This is a genomic window from Bradyrhizobium sp. Ai1a-2, assembly GCF_000426245.1.
In the GTDB taxonomy this organism is placed as follows: Bacteria; Pseudomonadota; Alphaproteobacteria; order Rhizobiales; family Xanthobacteraceae; genus Bradyrhizobium.
In genome coordinates, this window is record NZ_AUEZ01000131.1 from 1 (window position 1) to 11113 (window position 11113).

Consider the following 11113-nt stretch of genomic DNA (forward strand, 5'->3'; position numbering starts at 1 on the left):
ACCCGTTCGGTGGACAATTTCGTGCAGGCCATGGGCATGACCGGAATCTCCAAGAGCCGGGTGAGCCGGCTCTGCGGTGAGATCGACGAGAAGGTGAAGGTCTTCCTCGCGGTCCGATCGAGGGCGACTGGCCGTATTTGTGGATCGGCGCCACCTACGTGAAGGTCCGCCAGAATGGCCGCATCGTCTCGGTCGCGGTGATCATCGCGGCGAGTCTCAAAAATGGCGGCCGGCGTGGGGGGCTCATGCAGATTACTATCGTTTCCAACTCTGGATCGAATGGAACGAGAGATGCCCAAGAGCACGGACATGATCCAATGATCACAATCAGAGCATCGTCAATAGTCGGTGCTCCAAATTGCGGCTCGCCAGCCTGTCGCGTGCCATCACGAGGCACTCCACCGTGCCGGCCTCTTGATCGGCAGCAAGCGGTATCACTCCTTCCTTGTGTGTACTATCGAACAGAAGTCCTTCATTGGCGAAATAATCAATTGCTGTTCGGAGAGACCTCGATCGGACGTCACGTACAGATGAAACCACATAAGAATTGGAGTAGTCGGGTCCTAGCAACCGGACAGCAATGCTGTGTACCACCGAGCCGCCACCCCACCGACCGTTCGCTTCATTAAACAGCAGCTTCCCGTCGATGGAGAAAATGGCGTCGATATTGATCATTCCGCGGTATCCCAACATCCGTGCAAACTCTACAAATCGATGGGCGTGCGCGTAAGCGGTCGAGCAGTGCTCATTGCTCAAGTCGCTTGGAAGCTCTAATCCAGTCCAGATGAGAGCCTTTTCGGATCGGTCTTCGCTTCGACGCAGACGTATGTTTCCACTGTTGACGTACGCAATTGAGCCCTTCTCCTCGATTTCGAACTCAAGGTAGAACATTGAACGGGCCAAGTGGTACGACTCGACGATCACCGTCTTACACGAAGGGGTTGTTATGTCAGACCAGAGTGCGTCAGGGTCAAACGATGGCCAAAGGACTCGCCGGGTTTCTCTTGCCCCAGGTAGTGGAACGCTGTCGTTGCCGTTCAGTATAATGTTTCCGACCCCGCCCGCTCCATTGTCTAGCTTTACAATGACCATGCCGGTTTCAAACCTCAAGGAATTGACCGCTCTCAGCAATTCGTCTGAGCTTGTCGTTACGCATCCACTGGGCAGCGGAAGTCCGACACTCGTTGCCAATTGACGGAAGTGACTCTTGCGGTTCAATAGATCTGGACCTCGCTGCAGAGCGAAGTCGTCCCCGTTCTGCGGTATGCCAAGTATCGCGGCTACGCGCGCAACGCCTTCGGTGGAGTAGCAAGGACGGAGTTTCCAATCTGCGCTCTGAACGATGTGGCGTCTGATTCGTTCAAGGATCGTATTGGACTGCAGAGTGACATCATCAAGGACCGTGTTTTCCTGGGTTTTCTCAGGCATCAGCACCATGACGGTCGATGGGTCGAAGTTGAGCGTCGCACCGATGTAGTGCAGCAGGTCCGCTGGGATGGCTACCGGAGAGACTATTAGGTCGCCCTGCTGTGCAAACCATGTGGAGCGCCAAGCCGACTTGGCCGCAAGCGAAAGTTGGGTTGCCGTCAGGTCGGCGCCGGACATTTGGGCGTTACCCGCATTCATGATCAGGATCCGCGGCATCAACGCGCTCCCCGGTTATTTGGCGTTATTGGACCAAAAGCGCCGCGTCCACGACGATCAACTCGCAGAAGCGCATTTTTGTAGACGAGTAGACTGAAAACGAGTTCTTGGCTTCGACACGCAAGATCGCCTTCGGGCGGCAGGGGAATTGTTGCCAGCGTACAATCCCGCTCAATTGCTGCCTACTTGCTAACTTGATCGCGCCTCGAGGTCTTTGAGCATGAAATGCTGGATCTTGCCCAACGCCGTTCGTGGCAATTCTTCGGTAAAAATGATTTCGCGCGGAGTTTTGAAGCGGGCGAGCCGGGACTGGACATGCGCCGTCAGCGCCTCCGCGTCAACCCGGGCCTCCGACCGCCTGATCACATAGGCGACCGGCACTTCATCCCAGCGCGGATCGGGCCGACCGACGACGGCGCATTCGGCGACAGCGGGGTGCTCCATAAGCACGCGTTCGACTTCCGCCGGATAGATGTTCTCTCCGCCAGAAATGATCAGGTTCTTCTTGCGATCATGGACCCAAAAATATCCATTGGTATCGCGGAGGCCGATGTCGCCAGTGTGATACCAGCCGTTGCGCAGCGCCTCGCGCGTTGCTTGTTGATTGCCCCAATATTCGGAGAAGACATTGGGCCCGCGCACTGCGATCTCGCCTGGGGTGCCTGGCGGTAACTTCTCGCCGGCATCATTGATGATCGCCGCTTCGCAGCATAGGCCAGGCAAACCGGCCGAACCGTCACGCGAGACATCGCCCTCGAGCGTCGTATAGATAGCGATGGGGCAAGTTTCCGTAGAGCCATAAACCTGCAGCACCGCTACCCCGCGTGCGACAAGGCGTGCGACTAAGTGTTGAGGCACCATGGCGGAGCCAGTGGAAATTGCCTTAACCGAGGATAGGTCGCTCGTCGGCCAGCCAGGATGCTCGGTCAGGGCTTGTATCGTGGCAGGCACCAACACGGCTAGCGAGGGCCGGTTGCGCTCGAACGCAGCAAGCGTCGCCTCTGGCGTAAAACGCCTGTGAATGGTCACCGTCGCGCCGTGATGCAAGGCAGGCGTGGTCTGGATATTGAGGCCGCCGACGTGGAACAGCGGCAACACTGTCAGGACATGATCGGACGAGGTTAGGCCGTGCATGTGCTGACTCATAACCCCATTCCACAGCAAGGCCTCCTGGCGCAGCACAGCGCCTTTCGGCCGCCCTGTGGTGCCCGAAGTATAGACGATCAGAAGTGGGCAGGACAGGTCCGTGTGCGGATTGCGACCATCGCCGCGGCCTCGGTCCAACAGGTCATCCCACTTGCTTCCGCCATTGGGCGCAAAGTCGAGGCCGACGACGAAGGTATCGGGCGATTGCTCCGCCAGCCCGGGCAAGAGTGCCTCGAAGGCGTGTTCAAGCACCAGCACCTTGGCAGCGGCGTCGGACAGGATGAAAAGCTGCTCAGCGACCGCAAGCCGCCAGTTCAATGGCACGAGCATTGCGCCGAGCCGCGCGCAGGCATAGAGCAGCACCAGGTAGTCAGGCCGGTTGAGGCTAAGGATGGCGACGCGATCGCCTCTCTCGACACCGAGCTGGCCTTTTAGGGCGCGCGCGACCTGCTCAATCCTTCGATTGAAGGCGGCGTAGCTTAGAGTATCACCCTCGAAATGAATCGCGGGCTTGTCGGGAGCGAACGCCGCATTGCGTTCAATCAGGGTGCAGAGATTCATCATCAACCGTCCATTTCGTCTAGCTTGTATAATACCTCCCGCCCCTGCCAACGCGATCAGGGCAAGAGCTCCCCAACTCCCTTGGAAGGTCTGGATTACGGTTTTACCGCCTTCGATTGACTTTCAGGCGCGGGCGATCATCAGGCCCGCATTTCTCCCGCGCACAGCGGCTCGCAACGGCGTGCCCTGGTGTTCGCCGCTGATCACGCCAGCCGCCGGGACGCCAGCAACAATCAATCCCGTGCGCTTGCTCGCGCTCGGTGGACTCGCGCTCGACATATTCGCTGCATACATTGCAGGCGAGCAAGGGCCGTGCGGTACATCAATCATGCGATGCTGTTTGGTGCCAGCCATGGGCATTACATTTCGGATTCCACGGACGGGGCTCCTAGTGCGTGCCAGCGGGGAGAGGCGGTCGTGGAGATGCCGCGCTCGCCAGGTCCTGGCTTGCTGGTCAATCGCGGGCTCGTCTCTCGTCGAGCGCCACCACAACTTCCTTATCTAACCTCGCCGGCGAGGCACGCCCCCGTCAGGGGCTCCGCACGAGAATGCGGATGATATCATGAGGCCGAGGTACGGTCGATGTAATCTGACGTGCAGGCTGCTGCTCGCGTACTGCGAGACAGGGCCTGCGTGCATCTGACTATGGTGATAAGCGCACCATGATCCCCTCAATACAGGCTCGCCGCACATAAAGGCGGCTCCGGGATCTCCATCTTTGAAGCCAACAATGGCCCGGCACTGGCCTTCAGTGTGGTCGACTAGCAAGACCTTCTTGGAGCCATCTGGTTTTTTCACGTTTCCGCTCCGAGATACCGGGCAATCTCACTGATTGTCGCGCCGGTCGTGGCGAACGACAACTTGCCGCTAAAGCTCGTTGAGAACTTCTGCAGCCGGTTTGACCTTTCTACGTTTAGGCCATTTTGTCGCCGCACCAGCTCCCGGTGAGCTGTACGGAGACCAAAACGCCGTTCCGAACTCAGCGCGGTCCTGTGCTGGCCAGGGGAGAGGCCAGCCGGCCCGCACGAACGAGGACCTCGCGCAAGCGCTTGGGATCCACATCTGCTTTGAACTGCTCTGACTTGATCTCCTCTGTGGCATCCAGATCAGTACAGAAGTACAGCGCCGGTTGAGTCTCTGCATCGCAGAGCCCTTCACAGTCGCCCGCCATCCCTGCTCGAAGAAAAATCGACAGAGATGTGTCGGAGACCGCATCAAGCCGCGCCCGAAATGTTCTTTGCTTCAAGACTTCATTTGTGAGCTCCGACCGTGATGCGCTCGTACAACTCCTTCAACATGCCAAACAGAAGCTTGCGCTTGTTTTGAAACGCGTCCTACGCAAAACCGCCCGGAATACCCACGATGATTTCGAACTGAGCTTCGTTTCCCGTCCGGCAACGGCGAGGCGAACACATCGGTCCCTGATGTCGAAGCGCTCGTCCTGCTCCGCCCCCAAGTGCGCTGGCGACGGCGCTCCATCCGGCGTGTAAGCCGCGTCAAGAGCCTGGCTTTCGCTGGAGTGCTCGAGAATCGTGACCGCCTCGTGAACCTAACAGGTCGAGACATTCGACGATCCATACTTTCCTTGGGACATCTGACACAGGGAAACCGGCGCGACTACTTTGAAACCGTACAACGTGACGCTACGTACGATTCAAGCCCCTTTTGGCTTGTCGTGCGAATATGTCCAAACTCGTGGATCTTCAGGAGCAGCAACCACACGAAATAGAAAAAAGCACCGCAATTCCTCAAAGCATCTGGGCCGCGCCCGGACCGTAGTTAGCGCCGAGATCCTAAGATACTTTGTGCTGTCGCTGACCGACTTACGGCCGTCCGAAGCGTCGGTTCTCGAGCCACGATTATGTTCTCGACGAAAGCGGACACCGAATGAAGACATGCTGCTTCTATTCAGCTCAGTGACGGCGAGAACAAGTCACGTCCCAACGCTCGAATCCAGTTTGACCTGAAGCTCGACTTTCGCCCCGTTCCGAGCCGGTCGTTCAGGATTGGTGCGTAAATAGATGGGGAAGCCTCGGCCGCGCACTTCGAGGTGACGAACCGAACGGGCGAGTCAATCGATTTCTTGGTAAGGATCTCATAGGTCAACAGGCTGATTCAAACACTAAGCGCCAAATTCCCCATGGAGAAAATGACTATGGTTTCGATTGAACGCTATGGACCGTGGCGCCAAGTTGCGCATCATGATGATGGGTTTTCATCCATCGTCGCGACACGTAGGATGACGCCATTCGCCGGAATAAAGCTCTTCGTAAGTCGGCGCGGCGGCTTCGCCAGCGATGCCGAGTAGAGAGCGGAAGGCGTTGAACGGATAGAACCGCCGATTGAACCGGAAGATAAATTCGTTGAGGTAGGCTTGCAGGTGCTGCGGGCTGACGCCGTGGTGGGTGCCGATCAGCCAGGTCTTCAAGTTGGCGAACACCAGATGAACTATCGGCAGGTGCTCCTCGGCGACTCGCGGATCACCCCGTTCCGCGGCCGCATGATGGTCATACCCGAGCTTGGTGAGATCTGCGTACCCGGACCAATTGTCAGTGACGATCTTCGTCCCAGGCGCGACGGCTTGTTCAACAAAGCCGCATAGTGATCTGGCGCTACGGTCTGGAATGACCGCGAGCAGGATCCGCCCGGCGTGGCATCCGTTCCTGCGCGCGTCGCGTTTGGTCCCCGGTTCACGTTGACGGACTTCGGTAGCGGCTGCAACTAGCGTCTTCCGGTGGACGCCGCGGCCATCGCCACGCGTGCGTCCGCCAACCCAAGTTTCGTCGACTTCGACATGCTCGTTGGCGCGCCCACCGATGCGGTCATGGGCTGGCCGCACCATACCGGCGCGCAACTTGTGCAGGATCTGGAATGCCGTCTCGTAGCGCTTTAATCCAATCTGGCGCTGGAACTGCGCGGCGGACATGCCGGGCGTTTGACTGGAGACAAGATACGCCGCCCAGAACCAAACACTGAGCGGCGTATGCGAGCGCTCCATCACCGTGCCCACAGTTAGCCCGGTATTCTTCCGGCAGTTGCGGCAGCGCAGGACCCCTGGGCGGTTGGTGAAGCGGAATGGTGAGCCGGAAACTCCGCAATGAGGGCAAACGAACGCATCCTTCCAACGGACCTTTTCGAGGTAGCCAGCGCAAGCCGCGTCATCGGGGAATAATCTCTGGAACTCCGGCAGAGACTGCGGGAACGGCAGGTCGTCGTGCTGAAAGATATCCATCAAGCTGCGACTATGGCTTCGGATCTTTCGAATCCCGGCAACAAAGCGTGTGCGAGAAAACGGCCATCTTTCCCCAGGTATTCGGGAGATCGCTTATGGCCGTCGTTATCGTGGACTTCATATCGTCAGTAAGGCGCCACGGCTCGTTCAAGTCGTTGAAGTAGGCCAGCGACTTCAACGTGATCATCGGAGGCACACTCGACCCGAAAAGGGCCTCCAACGCGGCTAGTCCGCGCGGCAGGTTCTGCCCGTTTGCAAGCATGACAGCGATGTCCTGGTAATCCTTGGCTTCGGCCCGATCATGAATCACTTTGAGCTCATGTGCGAACAAGTCGTCCATCGACGCGACGCACAGGACATCGTCGTCGGTCTTGTCCGGTTCACATACGCAACCGTTCTTCACGCCCCCGAAGAATGACACCTTGATCGGCGCGCCCATGTGATCGACGCTGACTGTCAACGTATCCTTCTCGTTTTGCAGTACGGAGGCGCCTTTGAGCCACGCGATTTCATTCAGCAGATTGTGCTTTTGTCCATCGTCGAGATCAACGTCCGAAAAAAAGTCGAAATCGACGGATTGGCGATGTCCTAGCCGAAGCGCAATCGCCGTTCCGCCATATAGGACAAAGTGGCCAGCCACTTGGACGAGATGAGGCCATAGGCCGCGTTGAGCAGGGGGTAGAATGTCGAGGCGCGGCGTAAACACCATAAGCAAATCCAGCTTCAGGAAAACCGTCGGCGCGACTTCGGCGGTGTTCCACGCCCGCCCAATCGATAATGCCAAAAAGCGAGCGATCGGTTGGAGATTACGCCAGCTGGGGGAGATTTCAGAACTTCCCTGAACACATCAATTCCGACGCATTCGATGAGCGCGGCGGCGTCTTCCCAGGTGCCCATCTCCATCACATTAGCAACGAGCCTGGACATTCCTTCGGACACAACGATATCGGGCGGCGTCCACCAGACGTACTTGGCCGCAAGCCGCAGCATTTCCGAACTTCGAACAGTTTCGTTCATTGCGGCATCTCCAGTGCTCCGAAAACTAGCACTAATTGGTGTGGGCGTCAACCGGATAGGCTTGCTCCAATGGTCGCGACTCGAGGCCTTTCGCGACGAACTCGCGAAACTATCTATTCAAAGCAGTCCACGCGACAAGGAGCGATATTCTTTCGATCGGCAGCAAATCAGGGCGGGCGGCGTAACCCCTTTCAGACGTTGACGGTCGCTCGCTAGCGTGCGTGTTCTCGAACATGTTGTAATCAGCCGAAGTGCTGATGCTCACGAGCCGATATGATCGATTATGCTGGATGGCCGCTCTTGCCAGGCATATCAAAGTTTGTGGTCAGAACGGTCGAAATTCAGCCTTGATGGAAAATCCGAGTCAGCGCGACATCTCCAAGCGAAGGGGATCTTTCCGGAGGGTTGATGAGCTGTTAAAAAAACTCACGGCGGTCAGTCTTCACACCGAGCAAATTGTCAATTGCATCAGGATACAGGTCGGCGTGGCCGACATTCGCTTTGTACCAAGGCTGCCAAGTGAGCCAGGCCAATAGTCGGAACGCCTGATCGAGAGGTCGCTGGGTTGTCAGCCGTTCTCCTTGCACCAAGCCCATCTCGCGACCCTCTCGACGGTTTTTGCCGCGACAGGAATGCCTGACGTGATTGACGCACCAGCACCGATCAACAAGGCAGGGGAGAAGCTATCGATCAAAAGAGAGCGTGGCCGGCCGGTCGTCGACATGCGCAGGTTGGCCGAACTCGACCCAAGCACCTCCTGGGCCCTCCGCTGGTTGAATCCCGAACACGCTCGCCAGTCTAACGATTTTGGGTTTCGCGTTCGCCCCATTTTCAAGAATCGTTCGTTTGTCGGAAACGATCATAACCACCCGGGTTCGGGAGGGACACCCAAGGCTGTCTGGTGTGGGGATTAACAACAGACAGTTGCGGAGGCTCTCGTTGGGTGAACCATCTAGCGCCAAATAAATCGCCTTGATCTTGTTCGCTTTTTGTTCTATATGCCTAGCGAGGTGGTTTGCCTACGGTGTGGCGACGTAAATCTGCGAGTCGCCGCCGTGTCCAAGGATCTCACGCCAGAGAACGCTCTCATTTTCCGGATTGTTCACAGGGACAATGTCCCGTGGATTCTGGATAACGGCCTGCATTGCAAGAATTCGAAAGTGTTGGATCCTAACTTCGTGGAGATCGGAAATCGCGATCTGATCAGCAAGCGGGACAAGCATCCTGTCGTGCCGCCACCGTCCGGAACACTGAGTGACTACATACCGTTCTATTTCACGCCGTTTTCGCCGATGATGTACAACATCAAGACTGGGTGGGGCGGCATTCGACAGCGCAACAACGACGAGATCGTCGTCATGGTTTCGTCACTACGGACGTTGCAAGCCAGGAAGATTCCGTTCCTGTTCACGGATCGGCATGCGTACCTTGCTGCGGCGCAGTTCTATTCGGATATTGCGCGCTTGGACCAGGTCGATTGGGACATGCTTCAGCGGCGGGATTTCCGCACTGATCCGGACGATCCGTCGAAAAAAGAGCGCTATCAGGCGAAAGCCCTTGTCCACAAGCATCTGCCCGTCAATGCTATGTCGGGCCTCGTCTGCTACAACGATGATGTGCTCAAGTCTCTGAATGCCGCATTGGCGCAACGCAACCAGACCATGAAAGTGGTCAAGAAGCCCGGTTGGTATTTCTGATGATCGAATTTACGCGCGGCAATCTTCTCGAGTCCAAAGCCGAAGCTTTGGTCAATACCGTCAACACCGTCGGTGTGATGGGGAAGGGCATCGCCTTGATGTTCAAAGAGGCGTTCAAAGAGGCGTTCCCGGAGAACTTCAAAGCATATGAGACTGCCTGCAAGAAGAAGGAGGTTAGGGTCGGCCAGATGTTCGTTACCGAACGCCAGGCATTGATCGGACCGAAATGGATCATCAATTTCCCGACTAAGCAGCATTGGCGTGGCGACTCCAAAATAGAGTGGATCGAAACTGGTCTGGAAGATCTGAAACGCGTCATCACTGAAAAGAAGATACGCTCGATTGCTATTCCGCCGCTCGGGAGCGGGAACGGAGGTCTCAATTGGCCCGACGTTCGTCCCAAGATTGAGGCTGCGCTCGGGGCGCTTAACGACGTCAGCATTGTCGTCTATGAGCCTACGGACCAATACCAAAATGTGTCGAAACGCGCAGGGGTCGAGAAGCTGACGCCGGCGCGCGCGCTCGTCGCCGAGCTGGTTCGCAGGTACTGGATACTCGGAATCGAGTGCTCGTTACTCGAAATCCAAAAGTTGGCGTACTTTCTGGAACGCAGCATCGAGAAGCTGGGATTGGAGAACCCGCTCGATCTGCGCTTTCAAGCGGATAAATATGGCCCGTACGCTCCTCGACTGACCCACCTGCTTAATGGCCTCGACGGCAGCTATCTGCATTGCGGAAAACGCATCGGCGATGCTGGTCCATTCGATGTGATCTGGTTTGAGGACGCCAAGCGAGACAAGGTTGCCGCCTATCTGGGATCGGGTGACGCAAAGGCGTTCCTGCCTGCACTTGAAGCGACTGCGGAGCTGATTGACGGGTTCGAATCTCCATTGGGCATGGAGCTTCTGGCAACGATCGACTGGCTCATCCAAAAGGACGGCGTCGCTGCGGATCGGGACTCGATAAAGACAGCGCTTAAGACGTGGACAGGCGGCGAGACGTCGGCAGCGCGAAAGCTGAAGCTATTCGAGGATCGCCTTGTCGACCTTGCGCTTGAGCGGCTAGTGACCTTCAACTGATCGGGCGCGCTACCGCAGGTTATCTTGCGCGATCGCCTGGGCAAATTACTGGCTAAAAAGCGCGACGATACAACCAAGGAATTGACTAAGGCGAAAAGCTCTTTGACGCTTACCATGTCGTGGAGCTTGCCTCCAGACCACGAGATCTTTCACGCCCTGCCGACCGGCAATGATCCGCCAGCTCGCTGCCGAAAACGAGTTTTCGGCGGCGTAGAGGGATGCCGAACCACGCGCCAGTGCGCAGCTCGGTCTTCCGTTCTCCCTGCTGAATAGGCGGTCTGTCGGCGAGTAAACGGAAAGCCGACCTCGCCCACGCCGGATTTGTACGACAAAAGCAGGTGGGCGACATGGAGCACCAGTTGAACTGCGCCGTCTGTGTGACCGGCATCAGCTGATGCATGGTAAGCGTAGCGCAGAGGCCCGTCGGATTGTTTGTGCGGGGTCTTAAGAGCACCGTTAGAAGAGTCATCTTCAGCAAGGGTGCTTACAATGGACGACCATTCGGATGACATAAGACGACCGTTGTCGCCGCGTATCGAAGTGTATGCTGGCGCAGGTCGCAAGCGGTGGCCGGATGATTTGAAGGCACAGATTGCCGCGGAAAGCCTCGAGCCGGGGGCGGTTGTCACAGACGTCGCCCGTCGCCATGGCTGCCGGCCCCAGCAGGTGCACGACTGGCGGCGCCGGGCGCGTTTGGGCCAGTTGGTGCTGCCGGCTTCGGCGGAGCCGCTGTCGTT

9 protein-coding genes and 1 pseudogene are annotated in these 11113 nt (G+C 57.3%); 4 read left to right on the forward strand and 6 right to left on the reverse strand.

The annotated features are described in order from the left end of the window. Nucleotides 1-236, forward strand: a pseudogene (locus K288_RS51475) (transposase); the annotation flags it as partial. 91 nt (nt 237-327) lie between these two features. Here K288_RS51475 and K288_RS53875 read toward each other — a convergent pair. The 6 genes from K288_RS53875 to K288_RS51480 all read right to left on the reverse strand — a co-directional run bounded on the left by K288_RS53875 (nt 328) and on the right by K288_RS51480 (nt 7600). After that, nucleotides 328-1644, reverse strand: a complete 1317-nt coding sequence (locus K288_RS53875; protein ID WP_027584534.1) for a peptide ligase PGM1-related protein — start codon at nt 1642-1644, stop codon at nt 328-330. A 189-nt stretch (nt 1645-1833) separates the two neighbouring features. After that, nucleotides 1834-3351 carry a long-chain-fatty-acid--CoA ligase gene (locus tag K288_RS0140540; protein ID WP_027584535.1) on the reverse strand — a complete coding sequence of 506 codons (1518 nt, stop codon included), beginning with the start codon at nt 3349-3351 and terminating at the stop codon, nt 1834-1836. A gap of 979 nt (nt 3352-4330) precedes the next feature. Continuing rightward, nucleotides 4331-4597 carry a hypothetical protein gene (locus K288_RS0140550; RefSeq protein ID WP_152535926.1) on the reverse strand — a complete coding sequence of 89 codons (267 nt, stop codon included), beginning with the start codon at nt 4595-4597 and terminating at the stop codon, nt 4331-4333. Between the two features lie 969 nt (nt 4598-5566). After that, the gene (locus tag K288_RS0140555) at nt 5567-6583 is read right to left on the reverse strand and encodes an IS1595 family transposase (protein ID WP_027584537.1); all 1017 of its coding nucleotides are present in this window, start codon (nt 6581-6583) and stop codon (nt 5567-5569) included. A gap of 10 nt (nt 6584-6593) precedes the next feature. Then, a complete protein-coding gene (locus tag K288_RS0140560) occupies nt 6594-7292 on the reverse strand; it encodes a nucleotidyl transferase AbiEii/AbiGii toxin family protein (protein ID WP_027584538.1) in 699 nt (232 codons plus the stop codon). Nucleotides 7293-7306: 14 nt separating this feature from the next. After that, a complete protein-coding gene (locus K288_RS51480; RefSeq protein WP_201449807.1) occupies nt 7307-7600 on the reverse strand; it encodes a hypothetical protein in 294 nt (97 codons plus the stop codon). A 1055-nt stretch (nt 7601-8655) separates the two neighbouring features. On the opposite strand from K288_RS51480, the gene K288_RS0140570 reads away from it, so the two are divergent. The 3 genes from K288_RS0140570 to K288_RS51485 form a co-directional block, all read left to right on the forward strand. Then, entirely contained in the window at nt 8656-9297 is a 642-nt protein-coding gene (locus K288_RS0140570; protein ID WP_043162087.1) for a DUF4433 domain-containing protein, read from the forward strand. Then, entirely contained in the window at nt 9297-10376 is a 1080-nt protein-coding gene (locus tag K288_RS0140575; RefSeq protein ID WP_027584541.1) for a macro domain-containing protein, read from the forward strand. The genes K288_RS0140570 and K288_RS0140575 overlap by 1 nt, the downstream gene beginning before the upstream one ends. Nucleotides 10377-10865: 489 nt before the next feature. Then, a partial coding sequence (locus K288_RS51485) for a transposase (protein ID WP_152535927.1) occupies nt 10866-11113 on the forward strand: 248 nt, incomplete at its 3' end.

What these genes read in the sequence shown, in the direction of transcription:
- K288_RS0140575 (WP_027584541.1), top strand. Translation starts at nt 9,297, where the DNA reads ATGATCGAATTTACGCGCGGCAATCTTCTCGAGTCCAAAGCCGAAGCT.
- K288_RS0140555 (WP_027584537.1), bottom strand. Translation starts at nt 6,583, where the DNA reads ATGGATATCTTTCAGCACGACGACCTGCCGTTCCCGCAGTCTCTGCCG.
- K288_RS53875 (WP_027584534.1), bottom strand. Translation starts at nt 1,644, where the DNA reads ATGCCGCGGATCCTGATCATGAATGCGGGTAACGCCCAAATGTCCGGC.
- K288_RS51480 (WP_201449807.1), bottom strand. Translation starts at nt 7,600, where the DNA reads ATGAACGAAACTGTTCGAAGTTCGGAAATGCTGCGGCTTGCGGCCAAG.
- K288_RS0140540 (WP_027584535.1), bottom strand. Translation starts at nt 3,351, where the DNA reads ATGAATCTCTGCACCCTGATTGAACGCAATGCGGCGTTCGCTCCCGAC.
- K288_RS0140560 (WP_027584538.1), bottom strand. Translation starts at nt 7,292, where the DNA reads ATGGTGTTTACGCCGCGCCTCGACATTCTACCCCCTGCTCAACGCGGC.